At 44.7% G+C, this 18,096-nt stretch carries 12 protein-coding genes, 8 tRNA genes and 1 rRNA gene; 3 read left to right on the forward strand and 18 right to left on the reverse strand.

The window, feature by feature from the left end; all coding sequences use genetic code 11:
* Nucleotides 1-10: 10 nt before the first annotated feature.
* The 13 genes from ACWM1W_RS12660 to secA form a co-directional block, all read right to left on the reverse strand.
* A tRNA-Ala gene (locus ACWM1W_RS12660) sits at nucleotides 11-86 on the reverse strand.
* A gap of 61 nt (nucleotides 87-147) precedes the next feature.
* Nucleotides 148-224, reverse strand: a tRNA-Ile gene (locus ACWM1W_RS12665).
* 61 nt (nucleotides 225-285) lie between these two features.
* Nucleotides 286-1,823 (reverse strand): 16S ribosomal RNA (locus ACWM1W_RS12670).
* Nucleotides 1,824-2,666: 843 nt separating this feature from the next.
* Nucleotides 2,667-2,743: transfer RNA gene (locus ACWM1W_RS12675), tRNA-Pro, on the reverse strand.
* A 19-nt stretch (nucleotides 2,744-2,762) separates the two neighbouring features.
* A tRNA-His gene (locus ACWM1W_RS12680) sits at nucleotides 2,763-2,838 on the reverse strand.
* 78 nt (nucleotides 2,839-2,916) lie between these two features.
* Nucleotides 2,917-2,993: transfer RNA gene (locus ACWM1W_RS12685), tRNA-Pro, on the reverse strand.
* Between the two features lie 19 nt (nucleotides 2,994-3,012).
* Nucleotides 3,013-3,088 (reverse strand) — tRNA-His (locus ACWM1W_RS12690).
* A 36-nt stretch (nucleotides 3,089-3,124) separates the two neighbouring features.
* Nucleotides 3,125-3,201, reverse strand: a tRNA-Arg gene (locus tag ACWM1W_RS12695).
* A 41-nt stretch (nucleotides 3,202-3,242) separates the two neighbouring features.
* Nucleotides 3,243-3,319 (reverse strand) — tRNA-Pro (locus ACWM1W_RS12700).
* 154 nt (nucleotides 3,320-3,473) lie between these two features.
* Complete coding sequence (gene nadA, locus ACWM1W_RS12705) at nucleotides 3,474-4,541, reverse strand: quinolinate synthase NadA (RefSeq protein ID WP_004782199.1); 1,068 nt, start codon at nucleotides 4,539-4,541, stop codon at nucleotides 3,474-3,476.
* A 152-nt stretch (nucleotides 4,542-4,693) separates the two neighbouring features.
* Nucleotides 4,694-5,914 carry a bifunctional glutamate N-acetyltransferase/amino-acid acetyltransferase ArgJ gene (gene argJ / locus ACWM1W_RS12710; protein WP_034169947.1) on the reverse strand — a complete coding sequence of 407 codons (1,221 nt, stop codon included), beginning with the start codon at nucleotides 5,912-5,914 and terminating at the stop codon, nucleotides 4,694-4,696.
* A 154-nt stretch (nucleotides 5,915-6,068) separates the two neighbouring features.
* Nucleotides 6,069-6,422, reverse strand: coding sequence for a hypothetical protein (locus ACWM1W_RS12715; RefSeq protein WP_004782196.1), 354 nt, complete (start codon nucleotides 6,420-6,422; stop codon nucleotides 6,069-6,071).
* Nucleotides 6,423-6,575: 153 nt separating this feature from the next.
* Nucleotides 6,576-9,302 (reverse strand): preprotein translocase subunit SecA, encoded by a 2,727-nt coding sequence (secA, locus tag ACWM1W_RS12720; RefSeq protein WP_034169946.1) that lies wholly within the window; start codon nucleotides 9,300-9,302, stop codon nucleotides 6,576-6,578.
* A gap of 331 nt (nucleotides 9,303-9,633) precedes the next feature.
* On the opposite strand from secA, the gene ACWM1W_RS12725 reads away from it, so the two are divergent.
* Both ACWM1W_RS12725 and ACWM1W_RS12730 read left to right on the forward strand, forming a co-directional pair.
* Nucleotides 9,634-10,275 carry a peroxiredoxin gene (locus ACWM1W_RS12725; RefSeq protein ID WP_005232029.1) on the forward strand — a complete coding sequence of 214 codons (642 nt, stop codon included), beginning with the start codon at nucleotides 9,634-9,636 and terminating at the stop codon, nucleotides 10,273-10,275.
* A gap of 404 nt (nucleotides 10,276-10,679) precedes the next feature.
* The gene (locus tag ACWM1W_RS12730; RefSeq protein WP_034169945.1) at nucleotides 10,680-11,270 is read left to right on the forward strand and encodes a dual specificity protein phosphatase family protein; all 591 of its coding nucleotides are present in this window, start codon (nucleotides 10,680-10,682) and stop codon (nucleotides 11,268-11,270) included.
* Nucleotides 11,271-11,275: 5 nt separating this feature from the next.
* Here the strand turns inward: ACWM1W_RS12730 and ACWM1W_RS12735 are convergent, their stop codons facing one another.
* Genes ACWM1W_RS12735 through trpA form a run of 4 tightly spaced genes read right to left on the reverse strand, consistent with a single transcriptional unit; the run spans nucleotide 11,276 to nucleotide 15,273 of the window.
* Nucleotides 11,276-12,304 (reverse strand): SPOR domain-containing protein, encoded by a 1,029-nt coding sequence (locus ACWM1W_RS12735; protein ID WP_375726203.1) that lies wholly within the window; start codon nucleotides 12,302-12,304, stop codon nucleotides 11,276-11,278.
* On the reverse strand, nucleotides 12,295-13,578 hold the full coding sequence (gene folC / locus ACWM1W_RS12740) for a bifunctional tetrahydrofolate synthase/dihydrofolate synthase (RefSeq protein WP_375726204.1): 1,284 nt from the start codon (nucleotides 13,576-13,578) through the stop codon (nucleotides 12,295-12,297). The genes ACWM1W_RS12735 and folC overlap by 10 nt, the downstream gene beginning before the upstream one ends.
* Complete coding sequence (accD, locus tag ACWM1W_RS12745; protein WP_034169942.1) at nucleotides 13,575-14,471, reverse strand: acetyl-CoA carboxylase, carboxyltransferase subunit beta; 897 nt, start codon at nucleotides 14,469-14,471, stop codon at nucleotides 13,575-13,577. Before accD ends, folC begins: the two co-directional genes overlap by 4 nt.
* A 1-nt stretch (nucleotide 14,472) precedes the next feature.
* Nucleotides 14,473-15,273: a tryptophan synthase subunit alpha gene (gene trpA, locus ACWM1W_RS12750; RefSeq protein WP_375726205.1), complete on the reverse strand. Its 801-nt coding sequence runs from the start codon at nucleotides 15,271-15,273 to the stop codon at nucleotides 14,473-14,475.
* 365 nt (nucleotides 15,274-15,638) lie between these two features.
* On the opposite strand from trpA, the gene ACWM1W_RS12755 reads away from it, so the two are divergent.
* On the forward strand, nucleotides 15,639-16,970 hold the full coding sequence (locus ACWM1W_RS12755; RefSeq protein WP_375726206.1) for a Na+/H+ antiporter NhaC family protein: 1,332 nt from the start codon (nucleotides 15,639-15,641) through the stop codon (nucleotides 16,968-16,970).
* A 52-nt stretch (nucleotides 16,971-17,022) separates the two neighbouring features.
* On the opposite strand, the gene ACWM1W_RS12760 is transcribed toward ACWM1W_RS12755, so the two are convergent.
* Entirely contained in the window at nucleotides 17,023-18,048 is a 1,026-nt protein-coding gene (locus ACWM1W_RS12760; RefSeq protein ID WP_375726207.1) for a helix-turn-helix transcriptional regulator, read from the reverse strand.
* Between the last annotated feature and the right edge of the window lie 48 nt (nucleotides 18,049-18,096).

Genomic DNA, 18,096 nt, shown 5'->3' on the forward strand with positions numbered 1-18,096 from the left:
TCGCAATGAGTGGTGGAGACTAGGAGAGTCGAACTCCTGACCTCCTGCGTGCAAAGCAGGCGCTCTACCAACTAAGCTAAGTCCCCAGCTTATCAATAAGTCAATGTCTCTGATTTCTTCACTCTGCAATTGCTTGCTTGTCGTTAGTGGTGGGTCTGACAAGACTTGAACTTGTGACCCCACGCTTATCAAGCGTGTGCTCTAACCAACTGAGCTACAGACCCTCAGATACATCGTCATGAAGAACAACTTGTTGTGGATTCTTACCAATCGTCAATCTTTCGTTAAGGAGGTGATCCAGCCGCAGGTTCCCCTACGGCTACCTTGTTACGACTTCACCCCAGTCATCGGCCACACCGTGGTAACCGCCCTCTTTGCAGTTAGGCTAGCTACTTCTGGTGCAACAAACTCCCATGGTGTGACGGGCGGTGTGTACAAGGCCCGGGAACGTATTCACCGCGGCATTCTGATCCGCGATTACTAGCGATTCCGACTTCACGCAGTCGAGTTGCAGACTGCGATCCGGACTACGATCGGCTTTTTGAGATTAGCATCTGCTCGCGCAGTAGCAACCCTTTGTACCGACCATTGTAGCACGTGTGTAGCCCTGGCCGTAAGGGCCATGATGACTTGACGTCGTCCCCGCCTTCCTCCAGTTTGTCACTGGCAGTATCCTTAAAGTTCCCACCCAAAGTGCTGGCAAATAAGGAAAAGGGTTGCGCTCGTTGCGGGACTTAACCCAACATCTCACGACACGAGCTGACGACAGCCATGCAGCACCTGTATCAGAGTTCCCGAAGGCACCAATCCATCTCTGGAAAGTTCTCTGTATGTCAAGGCCAGGTAAGGTTCTTCGCGTTGCATCGAATTAAACCACATGCTCCACCGCTTGTGCGGGCCCCCGTCAATTCATTTGAGTTTTAGTCTTGCGACCGTACTCCCCAGGCGGTCTACTTATCGCGTTAGCTGCGCCACTAAAGCCTCAAGGGCCCCAACGGCTAGTAGACATCGTTTACGGCATGGACTACCAGGGTATCTAATCCTGTTTGCTCCCCATGCTTTCGCACCTCAGTGTCAGTATTAGGCCAGATGGCTGCCTTCGCCATCGGTATTCCTCCAGATCTCTACGCATTTCACCGCTACACCTGGAATTCTACCATCCTCTCCCATACTCTAGCTAACCAGTATCGAATGCAATTCCCAAGTTAAGCTCGGGGATTTCACATTTGACTTAATTAGCCACCTACGCGCGCTTTACGCCCAGTAAATCCGATTAACGCTTGCACCCTCTGTATTACCGCGGCTGCTGGCACAGAGTTAGCCGGTGCTTATTCTGCGAGTAACGTCCACTTATCCCAGGTATTAACCAGGTAAGCCTCCTCCTCGCTTAAAGTGCTTTACAACCAAAAGGCCTTCTTCACACACGCGGCATGGCTGGATCAGGGTTCCCCCCATTGTCCAATATTCCCCACTGCTGCCTCCCGTAGGAGTCTGGGCCGTGTCTCAGTCCCAGTGTGGCGGATCATCCTCTCAGACCCGCTACAGATCGTCGCCTTGGTAGGCCTTTACCCCACCAACTAGCTAATCCGACTTAGGCTCATCTATTAGCGCAAGGTCCGAAGATCCCCTGCTTTCTCCCGTAGGACGTATGCGGTATTAGCGTCCCTTTCGGAACGTTGTCCCCCACTAATAGGCAGATTCCTAAGCATTACTCACCCGTCCGCCGCTAGGAATCAGGTGCAAGCACCCTATCCCCGCTCGACTTGCATGTGTTAAGCCTGCCGCCAGCGTTCAATCTGAGCCATGATCAAACTCTTCAGTTAAAATCATTTCGAGTTTTATAAGTAAAACTCTTAAACTTGGCTCATCAATTTCCTGACTTAAATTTCGCTCAAATAAACTTCGAGTAATTCAAACCAATCAATCAATGAAAATAATTTCGATCAATCAACCAGTAAAAATCCACACAAGTTGTTCTTCATAATCTCTTAATGATCTTCTTACTACTTCGTCAGTAGCAAGCTAGGTCGGCTATATTACTCTCTATCTCTAGAAAGTCAACCAGTAATGAAAATTATTTTTAACCCCCCTTTCTAAAACCCAACTTAACTATTTCATGCTAAGTTACTGTTTTATCAGAAGTTTTAATCTTCATCACCGCCGATGGATGTGCATTATAGACCAATCCCAAACAAGCGCAACCCCTATTTTTAAGAAAATACTTCAGTTGATTATTATTTCTACAAAATAGCCCCATATGCATATTCTTTAATCTAAAAACCCTATTTTTAGATATCTTTTTACTATTTCCATTTTTTAATTTAAAAAACAGGGGCTATTTCGTTTCAGCTTAATAAAGTGCAATTTAGTCTTTTATTCCTATAACTACTCTTGCTTAAAATATTCTTCCAACTCACTCGAATAAATACTTTTCTTATTTTCACAATCCCTATGGACCTACCAATAAATGCGACTCACTCATAAAAAGATCTAGGTACATTTAGCTCGACTTATTAAAAACATAATTCTGGAATGAAGAATGAACTTAATCAATAACCAGTTTCCAATCTATTTTTATTTTGATTGATAAATTTAGTTTGTACTTAAATTTTAGACATAAAAAAACCGCCTAATGCGGTATCCATATAATTAATCATTTTTATAGATGGTCGGAGCAGTAGGATTCGAACCTACGACCCCCTGGTCCCAAACCAGGTGCACTACCAGGCTGTGCTATGCTCCGATATTCAACTCAAAAGAGTTGGGGTGAATGATGGGATTCGAACCCACGACAACCGGAATCACAATCCGGGGCTCTACCAACTGAGCTACATCCACCATCACGGTGTCTTCATTATTTAGACATAAAAAAACCGCTTGACGCGGTATCATTAATCCTAACCACCATGAAGAAGATGGTCGGAGCAGTAGGATTCGAACCTACGACCCCCTGGTCCCAAACCAGGTGCACTACCAGGCTGTGCTATGCTCCGATATTCAACTCAAAAGAGTTGGGGTGAATGATGGGATTCGAACCCACGACAACCGGAATCACAATCCGGGGCTCTACCAACTGAGCTACATCCACCATTGCCTTGGTTCTTAAATATCAAGCCACCAAAAATGGCGCGCCTGACAGGATTCGAACCTGTGACCATCCGCTTAGAAGGCGGATGCTCTATCCAACTGAGCTACAAGCGCTTTACTGATGATTTTGATTTTCACCATCCGCCTTGAAGAATTGGTCGGAGCAGTAGGATTCGAACCTACGACCCCCTGGTCCCAAACCAGGTGCACTACCAGGCTGTGCTATGCTCCGATTCATCTCAGCTTTCGTATCAAGCTTATCGCTTGGTACGGTGTGCATTCTAGGCGTGACGCCATAAGACGTCAACACCTATATTTAAAAAAAATCAAAAAAACACTTCAAGCGTTTATTTATCAAGCATTTTAGACATTTTTTATACAAAATTCTAGCGTTTCAAGCTGGCACTAAAATCCAGCATACGATCCAGAGGCAGTTTGGCTCGCTGAGCTAATGCGGGTTCAACATGAATCTCCTGATCACGATGTTGTAGAACATGCAAGATTCCATCTAGCTCGTTCATGGCCATCCAAGGACAGTGTGCACATGAACGGCAGGTTGCTCCTTCTCCAGCGGTTGGAGCTTCAATCAGAATCTTATCTGGCACAGCCTGCTGCATTTTATAGAAAATACCGCGATCTGTTGCCACGATCAAACGCTGATTTGGCAAGGTTTGAGCTGCCTTGATTAACTGAGAAGTACTTCCGACTGCATCAGCAATTTCTACCACAGACATCGGTGATTCTGGATGGACCAGCACTGCCGCATCTGGATACAAGGCTTTCATATTAGCAATTCCGCGCGAACGGAATTCTTCGTGGACGATACACGCGCCATCCCACAGTAACATGTCAGCGCCAGTTTTATTCTGGATATAGCGCCCCAAATGCTGATCCGGTGCCCAGATAATTTTCTCGCCCAAACTATCGAGGTGTTCAATAATCTCCACTGCACAACTTGAAGTCACGACCCAGTCAGCGCGGGCTTTAACTGCAGCCGAAGTATTGGCGTAAACGACTACAGTATGATCAGGATGCGCATCACAGAATTTGGTAAATTCCTCTACCGGGCAGCCCAAATCCAGTGAACAGGTCGCTTCAAGAGTTGGCATCAGGACAGTTTTTTCTGGTGAAAGTATTTTTGAAGTTTCACCCATGAACTTAACCCCAGCTACCACTAAGGTCGACGCAGGATGGTCACGTCCAAAACGCGCCATTTCCAATGAATCGGACACACAGCCACCAGTCAATTCTGCCAGTTCCTGTACTTCAGGATCACAATAATAGTGTGCAACTAGCACTGCATTCTGCTTTTCTAGTTCGGCTTGAATCTGTGTAAATTTTTCCTGTTTGGCCTGTGCACTGATCTGATGCTCTTTGGGTTCTCCTAAACGATCTAAATGCGCCTGCACAATCGATTTGGCTTCATTGGCTATTAATTTGGTCGCATCATTCATAATAACTCTTACTCTACCCTCATAGTTCATTATTCAATGAACCTTTCACTCTACATCCCGGTCATCTCTGGCGAAATGCTTTTTTGACCAGTCATTAAAAATCATAAGATATAAAAAAAGCCCCACAACGGAGGCTTTAGAAACAATCTGAATTATGAACGATAATCAGCATTGATTTTCACATAATCATAGGACAGGTCACAGGTATAGACCGTATCTTTTGCTTCACCACGTCCAAGATCAACACGAATCGTCATTTCAGCTTGTGCCATCACACGTGCACCTGCTTCTTCAGTATAGTCTGCTGCTGCACCACCATCCTTGCAGATTTGTACATCATCTAACCAAACCTGAATTTTTGCAACGTCTAAATTCGCCACACCTGCATAACCGATTGCAGCCAAAATACGTCCCCAGTTTGGATCAGAAGCAAAGATTGCAGTTTTCACCAATGGAGAATGCGCGATACTATAGGCCACGTCACAGCACTCCTGAGTATTGGCACCGCCTTCTACGGCCACAGTAATGAATTTGGTTGCGCCTTCACCATCACGCACAATCAGTTGTGCAAGACGCTTCATGGTACGCATCAATACTTCAAGTACAGCAGCATAACGCGGATCTTCAACTGATGAAATTTCTGTTCCACCGGCCTGACCTGTGGCAATAAAAATACAAGAGTCATTGGTAGAGGTATCACCATCAATGGTAATGCGGTTGAATGACTGATTCACTGTCTCAGATAAAAGCTGTTGAACCAGTTCACGGCTGATTGGTACATCAGTCGCCATATAACCCAACATAGTCGCCATATTTGGGCGAATCATGCCGGCACCTTTGGAAATCCCGGTCATGGTATAAGTAATACCATCCAGCTCGAACTGTTCAGATGCACCTTTCGGCATAGTATCTGTGGTCATAATACCCGTTGCAGCATCGATCCAGGCATCATCACGCAATGAGTCTAATGCAGGCTGCAAGCCACTGAGCAGACGCTCCATTGGTAATTGTTCACCAATTACCCCTGTTGAAAATGGCAATACTTCTTCAGCTTTCACGCCTGCAAGTTCAGCCAGTTTGGCACAAGTGGCTTCAGCATTCGCCATACCTGTAGCACCTGTACCCGCATTGGCATTTCCGGTATTTATCACTAAATAACGTGGATTACCTACCGCCAGATGTGCTTTAGAAACATGTACAGGGGCAGCACAAAAAGCATTCTGGGTAAATACGCCTGCAACATTGGAGCCTTCAGCCAGTTCAAATATCACCAGGTCACGTCGGTTCTGATAGCGCACATACGCTTCTGCCGAACCAATTCTCACCCCTTTTACCACATGCATCTGTGGCATAGATACGTCACCAACTGCCATTTTTAAATGTCCAATATTGAAGTTTCAGAAAAATACAGCTTAGTTGATCTTCATTAAAAAATCGAGCCAAAGCCAGATGAACACTCACTTTTCTTATGGTTTTTCACAATAAAAAACCAGTCATAGTGACTGGTTTTATTAAACTAGATCAAACTTAGTTTTTAGCCAACTGGGTTGATTCATTCAATAAAGCCTGTTTCGCCTGTTGCTGACTTGCCACAGAAAGCGCAGGGTTAGAAGCAACAATACGGTCAGCATTGGCTGCATTGGCTGCTGCAATCGCTGCAGTCTGCAAAACGATTGGACGGTTTGAATTATTAAAGGTATAGCGAATGCCAGTACGCGGACTTGCAATGGTTACCTGACCATCTGCACCCGTCTGAACCTGAGCCGTAGTTGGACCAATGGCCTGCTGAACTTTAGCAGGTGTCGTTGTTGCTGTTTCTGCAAAACTTAAAGCCGGGATTGCCAAAGCAGCAACCATCATCGTTTTTAATACTTTTGTCATTGTTTCTTCCACTTTGCGGTGTTCAATCTGCCATTAAATACCATTTAATCCCGCACAGTGCAAACTGTATTCACCAGCTGAAAAGTCCATATACATAAAAAGATCAGGACTAAATAGCCCTGATCTTTTTATAGTTTAGAAACTTAGCAGAAATTAGATCTTGCCATGACACTGTTTGTATTTTAGACCTGAACCACATGGACAAGGTGCATTACGGCTTGCCGGTGCTTCAAAGACTGGTGCAACAGGATTAGTCTGCGCACTTCGTTCAGTGGTGATTTCATCTTCTTCAGCCAGTAATCCATCAAATTCCTGATGAGATAACTGCAAACGCATCGCTTCAGCCTGTGCCTGCTGCTGTGCTTCCATTTCAGCCAGTTCTTCAGGTGTTGGCACATGGATGCGTGACAGATCAGTAATGACGTCAGATTTAATCACCCCCAGCATGTTTACAAACAGGTTGTAGGCTTCTTTTTTGTATTCCTGCTCTGGGTTTTTCTGTGCATAACCGCGTAAATGAATTCCTTGACGCAGGTAATCCATCGCAGCCAGATGTTCTTTCCAGTGACGGTCCAGAGAGTTCAACATGAAATGACGTTCGAGTGATGCTGCAGATTCAGCGCCCATTTGTTCACGACGTGAACGGTAACGATTTACCACTTCTTCAGTAATTCGTTCAACCAGTGCTTCTTCGTCTAAACGACGATCTTGCTCTAACCATTGTGCGACTGGCAGATCAATCGATAAGTCTTCACGTAGTGCAAGTTCCAGACCTTCAATATCCCACTGATCGTGAATCGATTCAGGCGGAATATAGTTGGCGATCATGCCCTGCATCACTTCACGGATCATCTCTTCGATATAATCTTGCAATGAGCTTTCAGCCAGAATCTCATCACGCTGACTATAGATGATTTTACGCTGTTCGTTATTCACGTCATCGTATTTCAACAGGTTCTTACGAATGTCGAAGTTACGTGCTTCTACTTTGCGTTGCGCATTTTCGATTGAGCGTGACACCATTTTGTGTTCAATCGCTTCATCTTCTTTTAAGCCCATCGCACGCATCATGGCAACCACACGGTCACCCGCAAAGATACGCATCAAGTCATCTTCAAGAGACAGGTAGAAACGCGATACACCCGGGTCACCCTGACGGCCCGCACGACCACGCAACTGGTTATCGATACGGCGAGATTCATGACGCTCAGAACCGATAATATGCAAACCACCAGAAGCGAGAACTGCTTCATGATTCGCCTCCCATTCTGCTTTCAGACGTGCTTCATCTTCAGGGGTTGGGTTTTCAATTTTGGCCAGTAGCGCTTTCCAGTTACCACCCAGCAAAATATCGGTACCACGACCTGCCATGTTGGTCGCAATGGTTACTGCACGCGGTGCACCTGCTTGGGCAATAATATCCGCTTCACGTTCATGCTGTTTGGCATTCAGGACTTCATGTTCAATACCAGCTTCTTTAAGCTTGTCAGAAAGAATTTCCGACGCTTCAATAGTGGCCGTACCAATCAGGATTGGCGCAACACCAGCTTCGTGAACACGTTGAATTTCCTGAATAATCGCGTTGTACTTACCTTCACGATTCAGGTAGATCAAATCGTTCTGGTCATTACGGATCATTGGACGGTGAGTTGGAATAATCACCACATCCAGACCGTAGATTTCTTTCATTTCCGCAGCTTCAGTATCTGCTGTACCGGTCATACCGGATAATTTTTTATACAGACGGAAATAGTTCTGGAATGTGGTGGTTGCAAGGGTTTGGTTTTCCGGCTGGATTTCCAGACCTTCTTTTGCTTCAACCGCTTGGTGCAGACCTTCAGACCAGCGACGGCCCGGCATGGTACGACCGGTATTTTCATCAACAATGATCACTTCACCTTCATGGATGATGTAATGCACGTTACGTTGATACAGATAGTGCGCACGAATCGCAGCAGTCACATGATGCAGCAAATTCAGATTAGAGGCTGAATACAGGCTTTCCCCTTCAGCCAATAAGCCCATTGCAATCAATTCACTTTCAATGGTTTCAAAACCGGTTTCTGTAATTTCTACGGAACGCTGTTTTTCATCAATCCAGAAATGACCGCCATCCGGTACTTTTTCTTCTTTCTGTGTTTTTAACTTCGGTGGAATGTTATTGATTGCTGCATAAAGTTGGGAAGAGTCTTCACTTTGGCCAGAGATAATCAGTGGTGTACGCGCTTCATCAATCAGGATCGAATCAACCTCATCGATAATGGCATAGGTCAGACCACGCTGTTTTTTCTCAGCCAGCGAGAACACCATGTTGTCACGAAGATAATCGAAACCGAATTCGTTATTGGTACCGTAAGTGATATCTGCTTTGTAGGCTTCAGATTTTTCTATCGGATTCTGCATGGAATAGATAATCCCAATGCTTAAACCCAAGAATTCGAACAATGGACGGTTTAACTCGGCATCACGTTGTGCCAAATAGTCGTTCACCGTGATGACATGGACACCCTGCCCGCTCAATGCATTGAGGTAACAGGCCAATGTCCCCATCAAGGTTTTACCTTCACCGGTACGCATCTCAGCAATCTTGCCTTCATGCAGGGTAATACCACCAATCAACTGTACGTCATAGTGACGCATTCCCATGACACGTTTTGCAGCTTCACGACAGACTGCGAATGCTTCAGGAAGTAACTTATCTAGGCTTTCACCCTTATTATATCGTTGTTTGAATTCTTCAGTTTTTGCAGATAAGTCTGCATCGCTTAAGGCTGATATCGTCGGCTCGAGCGCATTAATCTTGTCTACGATTTTACGCATGCGTTTGAGTTCGCGCTCATTTTTGGTACCGAAGATTCCTCCGATCAGACTTGCCAACATGAATAGACTCTCTAAATCTTGCTTGTCAAATAAATATGTTCTTAGTCGTTATTATGGTGCTAGAAATTTGAACTACAAGGGTTTTGCCAGAAAACCAATGAAAAAAACTCATCCTTCGTTCTAGCCCTGAGACCTAAGGCAAAGTAATGTAGCAAATTTTACCCATGCAACATAGTTAATTAGACGACTGATTTGTCTGATTCTGAATTAACAGCCTATTTCTTTATTTGGTTTATTCATAAGAAATTCTAAAAACACTATTTTTAATCATAAAAAAATTGGTTCATATTTATTCTCATCGACACATTACAAGATCAATTGAGGCAAGAAAATGAGTTTACGTTTAGGCGATACCGCACCGAATTTTGAACAGCAATCTAGCGAAGGCTTAATTAACTTTTATGACTTTCTAGGCGATAGCTGGGGCATTCTGTTCTCCCATCCAGCGGACTACACGCCAGTATGCACCACTGAACTTGGATTTACCGCAAAGCTGAAAGATGAGTTTACAAAACGCGGCGTGAAAGCAATTGCCCTTTCTGTAGATGATGTTGAATCGCATCATGGCTGGATCAAAGACATTAATGAAACTCAAGATACCACCGTTAACTTCCCGATCATTGCAGATCAGGACCGTAAAGTCTCTACGCTGTATGATTTCATTCACCCAAATGCCAGCGAAACTTTAACTGTACGCTCTCTGGTAATCATTGATCCAAATAAGAAAGTGCGTCTGATTATTACCTACCCTGCATCAACAGGCCGCAACTTCCATGAAGTACTACGTGTAGTCGACTCTCTACAATTAACTGACAACCATAAAGTCGCAACCCCGGCTAACTGGCAACATGGCGATGATGTGGTGATTGTACCTTCACTGAAAGATGAGGAAGAAATCAAACAACGTTTTCCGAAAGGTTATAAAGCTGTAACTCCATACCTACGTCTGACACCACAGCCTGAGCAAAATTAAAAGGACTCCTTTTTAATTTTGCGCAAGGCAAACGAAGTGCGCAGTATTTGAAACGCTGCCTTAATTTGTCGCAAGACAAGCGCAGCGCGTAATTCAAGATAAAGCGGAGCACTGCTCCGCCCTGAGGAATATATTTCGCAAGAAGACCCATGGCTATGCCGTGAGTACAAGAGGATAAGCTAAATGCTGTTCTATCCTTTTTAAATATTAAAAACCGCAATCAACTCCCCACAATGAAAATGATAGTCGTCATGCATCAATCATCATTTTCATGTTTAGTTTGATACCTACCGACGAGCCGGGTTTTCGAACTTTTCCCATCAAGCCTGTCTTCGGACAGGTTTTTTTTTGAAAAAGCCGATATGCTATTGAAGAAAATGATTAAAAAGGTGAGTTAGGTTGCAATGAAAAATAATTATGTACTTCTTCTGGTTTCTACGCTTGTTTTATCTGGCTGTACTCCAGCGCTGCCTGAACAGGAACGCCCAATGCATTGGGGACAGGAACTGCATGAAGAACATAATTTTTATCAGATTAGCAATGAACTTTACCGAAGTGAACAGCCAAGCGATGAACTGATGCCCTTATTAAAACAATATGCCATTAATGTGGTGATCAACCTGCGTTCACGCGATAAAGATACGGATATTTTGTCAAATGAAGACCTCAAGCTTAAACATGTTCCCATTCATACCTGGGCTATGAATCGCGAGGATTTGCTGAATGTGATGCAGTTAATCCAGCAGGCGCGACAAAATAATGAAAAAATACTTTTACACTGTTATCACGGTTCAGACCGTACCGGTGCCAGTGTGGCCATGTACCGGATTATTTTTCAGAACTGGAGTATTGAAGACGCAGTACGGGAAATGAAGCATGGCGGTTATGACTTTCATTCCATTTGGCGCAATATTGAAAAATTATTTACCCCTGAAAATGTAAAATGGATTCGCGAGCAACTCGCGAATCCATCTACAGAAACTTCGGTTAAGTAAGAGAGTTAACGCTTATCTAGCGGCACCCAATCATTCACCCAAGCTGATTTCATATTCAGGCTGGCATCAGACGCGATTTTCTTACGCAGTGCGTCTGCTGTTTCACGGTCTTTAGATGGACCGACCATGATACGCATACCTTTAGATGTCTGGCTCTTAGTGACCTTGTAGCCTTTGGCTCGCAGTTTGGCCGCAATGGCATCAGCATTGGCTTCATTGGCAGCCAGGGCCACCTGCACCATCCACTGCTTATCACTTTCACCTTCAAGGAGTTTACGGGCTTTTTCAGCTTCAGCCTTTTTCTTGGCCTCTTCTGCTTTATGTTTCTCTTCAGCTTTACGCTTTTCTTCTGCCTTACGTTTTTCCTCAGCAGCTTTATGCTCAGCTTCTTTTTTCTTCTCAGCCGCTTTGTGCTCTTCCTCGGCCTTACGTTTTGCTTCAGCTGCCTTATGCGCTTCTTCAGCTTTACGTTTCTCTTCTAGCTTACGTTTTTCTTCTGCAGCCTTCTGCTCTGCCTGTTTCTTGGCAGTATCAGCTGAAGTTTGGGCTTTTTGCTGCTCAAGCTTCTGCTGTTCTAACTTTTTTTGTGCAGCAGCCTTGTCTTCAGCCAGACGTTTTTGCTTTGTCTGTTCATCTTCTGCCAGCTCAGGCGGAATATTGTCTGAACTTTGCTGTCCCATACGATGGGCATTCAAAGCGGCATATTCTTCTGCCGCACGACGTGCTGCATCTGCCTCAGCCTGCTGTTGCATGGCTAAAAATTCAGCTGCACGAGCTTCCTGTTCAGCTACTGCTTTTTCGCGGTCACGACGCTGCTGTTCCAGCAGACGTTTTTCTGTTTCCACATCGACTGTTAAAGAACCTAATGAATTGTTGACTGTATCTTTTGATTCTACTTCTGCAGCCAGTGCCGGGTTTTGCTGACGATCCTGATGAATTTCATTTTGGCCTTTCAGGAGTAATGCTGCCAATAAAACACCACCACCTAGTAAAACAACGCCACCCATCCAGCGTTGTTTGTTATTCATTGACATTCTTCCAAATACTCCCATACCGCTTCTAAGGTATGAAATGATCCACATACCAAAATCAGCTGATTATTCTCTGTTTCATCCAGCGCTGATTTAAAAGCTAATTTTACATTGTCAAATTGTTCTATCAATTCACCTTGCAATGCATCAGTCAAAAGTGTGACCTCTGCCGCACGTGGTACAGATAATGGTGCAATTTTCCACAAATGAACAGTGTCTTTCAACAACTTGACGACAGAATTTATATCTTTATCTGCCAGCATGGAAAATACACAAATGACTTCTTTATATTTCTTTTTGTAATTTAAATAATTGCGTAATTGTTTTAACAGGAACTCTACCCCATGCGGGTTATGTCCAGCGTCAAAAATTACGGTCTTATTCTGAATTTCTCGGACTTCAAAGCGTCCCGGCAATTTAGCTGCCTGAATTCCTTCTGCAATCGCTGTCTGGTTGACTTCCAGACCACTCAGCAAGATCGCTGCAACCGCTGTCGAAATATTATCCAGAGCCAGTGAACCTGTCGGCAATTTTAAAGTCATACCTGACGATGCAAATGCCCAGGTTTTGCCATCTTCAAAAGCTTCAGAGAAATAATCACGGTTAACTGCATATAACGGCGCATTGCATTCAGCAGCTTTATCCAGAATGGCTTGCGGAATATCTTGCTGACCGCCAAAAATCACGGGAATACTCGGACGGATAATGCCAGCTTTTTCAAAGGCAATTTTTTCGATGGTATCACCAAGCCAGTCAGTATGATCCAATCCGATATTGGTGATGACCGCAACATCCGGATTAACCACATTGACCACATCCAGACGACCGCCTAGTCCCACTTCCAGCACCCACACATCACACAGTTCATTTTTAAAAATCACAAATGCAGCAAGTGTGGTTGCTTCAAAGAATGACAGGCTTAAATCGCATTCGCGACGTGCCCGATCGACTTCAACAAAAGCATCAATCAGCAACTGGTCTTCGACTTCAACCCCGCGTAATTTCACCCGTTCATTGAAGCGATATACGTGAGGAGACTGATACAGTCCGACCTTAAAACCCTGAGCATTAAGAATGGCAGCCAGAGTCGTGGTCGTTGAACCTTTACCATTGGTTCCGGCAACCGTCAGGACTTTAGCCTCCGGATTGATCACCCCCAGCTTTTCAGCCACAGGAATGACACGTTCCAGACCTAAATCAATTCCCGTAACGTGAACATGGCTCCAATAATCGAGCCATGTATCAAGTGAATCAGTTGCTAATGGTGCTGTATTCAAGGCAGGTTCATCAATTTCGTGATAATACGATAAACTGTATCACGTAATGCATGACGGTGAACAATCTGATCGATTACACCATGATCAAGCAAATATTCAGCGCGCTGGAACGGTTCGTCCAGTTTTTCACGCACGGTCTGCTCGATCACACGTTTACCCGCAAAACCAATCATCGCTTTCGGTTCAGCCAGATGCACATCACCCAGCATGGCTAAAGATGCAGTTACACCGCCGTAGACTGGATGGGTCAATACCACCACATAAGGCAGACCTGCTTCTTTCAAACGCTGAATCGCTGCTGAAGTACGTGCCATTTGCATCAAAGACAGCATGCCTTCCTGCATACGCGCGCCACCAGAAGCTGCAAAACAGATCAAAGGCTGATGTGTTTCAATCGCACGCTCTGCTGCCTGCACAAAACGGTCACCCACTACGGTACCCATAGAGCCGCCCATGAAGTCGAATTCAAATGCGGTTGCAATCATTGGCACGCCTTTCAGCAGACCTTGCATCACGATCAATGCTTCAGTTTCACCTGTTTTCTTTTGTGCTTCCGACATACGCTCTGGATAAGCTTTGCTGTCGACAAATTTCAGTGGATCTTTGGCAGTAAATTCCTGACCCATTTCAGTCTGTACCTGATCAAAGAACCAGTTCAGACGGTCACGTGCTTTCATTTTCAGATGTTCATCGCATTGTGGACAAACATAAGCATTAAATGACATTGCAGTACGTGTCACCAAAGCATGACATTCAGGGCACTCAATTGTTGGCTCTGTGAATGTCGCTTTTAGGGTGGTTTGCTCATCAGGTACATGAATGCCCGGAACAATACGCTCCGTCCATGGGGTCGATGGGCTCAGAATTTTGCCTGATTTCACTTGTTGACTCATACTATAACTCATCGAGCGCTGCTCGAAGCTCCTTGACTTTATTCACCGTCGCAATAACGGCTTGTTCTGGCGCGAGGGTTGCAAACTGTTTTACAAACGCACTTCCCACAATAACTGCATCGGCAGCAACACCCATCGCTTTCGCAGATGCAGCATCACTAATACCAAAACCAACGCCTACAGGAACATCTGTCTCTGTCTTAATTTTCTGAATACGTGCAGCGGCTTCAGATACATCCAATGTCGCAGCACCCGTCACACCTTTTAACGACACGTAGTAAATAAAGCCACTGGCCTGTTTTACTACATGCTGAATACGCTCATCAGTTGAGGTCGGAGCCAACAGGAAAATCTGATCCATTTCATATTTTTCCAGCACTTGACCCAGATCTTGAGCTTCTTCAGGAGGAAGATCGACCAGAAGCACGCCGTCGACACCGCATTCATAGGCATAAGCCACAAACTTTTCATAGCCAATGACTTCAACCGGATTGAGATAACCCATGAGTACCACTGGTGTTTCGCGGTCTTTCAAGCGAAATTCTTTCACCATGTGCAGTGCATCTAGGGTATTGGTGCCACCGGCCAGCGCGCGTTCAGCGGCCAGAGCAATCACCGGACCATCTGCCATTGGATCTGAAAAAGGAAGACCCAATTCAATCACGTCGACGCCAGCGTCCACCATCTGGTGCAGCAAAGGTACGGTTACCTCTGGATGCGGGTCACCAGCCATAACATAAGAAACTAAAGCTTTACGCTGTTGAGATTTAAGTTGTCCAAATCGTGTGGCTAAACGTGACATAGGGCTGAGCTTTCCTTAAGGTGTTTCAAACTTGAGACATTGACTATGTAGAAATACAAGACATCGCATTGTAACGCTATTTTTTGTACATTGAACAGTGTGCAACATCGACCTCTGGCATTTCAGTTCCTGTGCGAGGATTTCAGAACAACCCGAAGGAATCTATTTACGATTATTTTGATTTTTTTCTCAATGATCAAAGATGCCTAATTTTGGCATTCCCTAAAATGTTGAATATTTAGATAAACTTATTTTTATCATGGAAAAATTAATAAAAATGCAGATGTTAGCGCATTCGTTTAAAGTTTTCTGAAATTGCAAAACCTGTTTTATACTAGCCCCATTCTCTTATTTTTTTATCTCCTATGCAGACTGACTCTGAAGGTACAGTGCAGGCACGCGCCATTGCACTGTTGCCGCTTATTGTATTTTTAACCATCTTTTTAGGTAGCGGGATCTATCATTCTCTGATCGGAACTGAATTTGCGTTTTATCAGATTAAAGCGCCTGTTGCTGCCCTGCCCGCGATTATCTTGGCTGCATTAGTATATCGCGGCAAACTCAACCAGGGTATTGAAGAATTTCTTAAAGGTGCCAGCCATCCTAACCTGATTCTGATGTTCATGGTGTTTATGCTGGCCGGTGCTTTTGCCAGTGTAAGCAGTGCGATTGGCAGTGTTGATGCCACTGTACAAATGGGCCTGTCTGTTATTCCTCCGAGTTTTGTCTTACCGATGCTTTTTGTGATTTCGGCATTTATTGCGACAGCGATGGGTACCTCAATGGGAACTATTGCCGCCTGTGCACCGATTGCCTTTGGCTTTGCACAAGTAACCGGGATTCCGGTGGTTTATGCGATTGGCGCCGTAGTCGGTGGAGCAATGTTCGGTGATAACCTGTCCATGATTTCAGATACTACCATCGCTGCAACCAGCAGCCAGAAAGTTCAGTTACGTGACAAATTCAGAGTCAATGTCTGGATTGCTGTACCGGCTTCCATCGTTACGATTTTGATCTATATCTTCAATGCTGGCAGTTCTAGTCCAGTAGAATACAAGGACTTTAACTGGATCCTAGTCCTGCCTTATATTGCGGTCTTTTTACTAGCTTTTAGCCGTCTGCATGTTCTGGCTGTTTTAACCATTGGTGTCGTGTTATCGGGTTTATTTGGGCTATTTGCTACGCCAGATTTCAATATCCTCAAGCTGAACACTTCCATTTATGACGGCTTTGTTGGCATGTTTGAAGTGGCACTGTTATCCATGTTCCTGGGTGGCCTGTCTGCGATCATGCAACGTGAAGGTGGTTTACGCTGGCTGATCGAACGCATCTACGCGCTGACTCGCTTATTTAAAGTAGGCCGTCAACGTGCCGGTGAAATCGGGATCAGTTTCTTGGTGGTATTTTCCAACCTGTTTGTGGCAAATAACACTGTCGCGATTATTCTGGCTGGTGATATGGCCCGTGAAGTGGCGAAAGAATACGAGGTTGATCCAAAACGTGCTGCAGCCCTGATGGATATTTTCTCCTGTGTGGTACAAGGTCTGATTCCTTATGGCGCACAATTATTACTGGCTTGCTCAATTACTAAACTTTCTCCAGTCGAACTAATCGGGGGCGTGTATTACTGCTGGATTCTGGCAATATTTGCAGTGACCGCGATTGCTTTCCGGTACCCTAAATTAAAAACAGCTTAAATTAAGTCATGAGATAAAGCGGCCAATGATGGCCGTTTTTTTATGCCTGATCCTATTTTAACTGTTTTCTATATTGCAATAACGTCCTGCCTGTTGCCGCTTTATAAGCACGCGCCAAAGCCGACTGGTCAGAATAATCCAGTTGCTGGGCAATCTCGGTCAGGCTTAGGGGCTGATGCAATAAACTTTCACAGCGCTTGATCCTTTCCTGTTCCAACAGTTTTTTAAAAGATATGCCCTGTTCATTTAGCTGGCGTTGCAAAGTGCGGGTTGATACAAACAGTTGCTCGGCCAGCTGTTCAATTTTAATGGCCTGCTGTCTGCTTCTTAGATGCTCCGCGACCACTTTTTGGGCCTGAGTTAAAATACTTTCTACAGGCGGTTTGGCTGCAATCGCTTCTTCAGCCTGACGAATCAATAACTGTAATAGCATGGGATCGGCCTGTTCCGATTTCAGGTTCAGTCCTTGTATATCCAGTTCAAAGCCATAATCCTGCTGTGAAAACTGCACTTCCGCAGCATAGAATTTTTGATAGTGAATTCGGGCAATTTCTGGCGCATGGGCAAAGCGCACCCGACGCAAGAGCAAAGGATGATCCTGCAAAATAAAACGTCCCAATTGCACCATGGCTGCGATGGTCAGCTCATTCAGCAGGTTATAACGCTCATCCTGATAGATCCAATACAATTCAATACTCTGCGCATGCTGTCTTAGTTGTAATGGGACAAATTCACTCCCATCAATGACCAGTCGCTGAAAACGCATGATGTAGCCGATGATTTCAGGAATACTGCTGCTTTTGGAAACCATATAGCCCAACACACCAAAATGTTCTGGCCGAATACATTGCACAATTTCAAAAATTAACTGTGGACACGCTAGCTGTTTTTGGGTTCTTAACATGATGCTATTGAGAAAATCCAACGGAACTTGCGCATCAAAAGGCTGATCAATCAGTCCAATAAGCTGAGGTCGTAGATCTGCAAGAAACTCGGCGGTTAAAGGCTCTATATTTAAGCTACGCAAATAGGTGGCCCATAGTTGGATATAACCATTGGAGATTTTGATGTCCTGCATGAGCGCGCCCCTGTCTCTGCTGCGAATATATATTTTATTTTTCTTTGG

The sequence above is a fragment of the Acinetobacter sp. TW_SC_4 genome (assembly GCF_054861205.1).

What these genes read in the sequence shown, in the direction of transcription:
- nadA (WP_004782199.1), bottom strand. Translation starts at nt 4,541, where the DNA reads ATGAATGATGCGACCAAATTAATAGCCAATGAAGCCAAATCGATTGTG.
- argJ (WP_034169947.1), bottom strand. Translation starts at nt 5,914, where the DNA reads ATGGCAGTTGGTGACGTATCTATGCCACAGATGCATGTGGTAAAAGGG.
- ACWM1W_RS12715 (WP_004782196.1), bottom strand. Translation starts at nt 6,422, where the DNA reads ATGACAAAAGTATTAAAAACGATGATGGTTGCTGCTTTGGCAATCCCG.
- secA (WP_034169946.1), bottom strand. Translation starts at nt 9,302, where the DNA reads ATGTTGGCAAGTCTGATCGGAGGAATCTTCGGTACCAAAAATGAGCGC.
- ACWM1W_RS12725 (WP_005232029.1), top strand. Translation starts at nt 9,634, where the DNA reads ATGAGTTTACGTTTAGGCGATACCGCACCGAATTTTGAACAGCAATCT.
- ACWM1W_RS12730 (WP_034169945.1), top strand. Translation starts at nt 10,680, where the DNA reads ATGAAAAATAATTATGTACTTCTTCTGGTTTCTACGCTTGTTTTATCT.
- ACWM1W_RS12735 (WP_375726203.1), bottom strand. Translation starts at nt 12,304, where the DNA reads ATGTCAATGAATAACAAACAACGCTGGATGGGTGGCGTTGTTTTACTA.
- accD (WP_034169942.1), bottom strand. Translation starts at nt 14,471, where the DNA reads ATGAGTCAACAAGTGAAATCAGGCAAAATTCTGAGCCCATCGACCCCA.
- trpA (WP_375726205.1), bottom strand. Translation starts at nt 15,273, where the DNA reads ATGTCACGTTTAGCCACACGATTTGGACAACTTAAATCTCAACAGCGT.
- ACWM1W_RS12755 (WP_375726206.1), top strand. Translation starts at nt 15,639, where the DNA reads ATGCAGACTGACTCTGAAGGTACAGTGCAGGCACGCGCCATTGCACTG.
- ACWM1W_RS12760 (WP_375726207.1), bottom strand. Translation starts at nt 18,048, where the DNA reads ATGCAGGACATCAAAATCTCCAATGGTTATATCCAACTATGGGCCACC.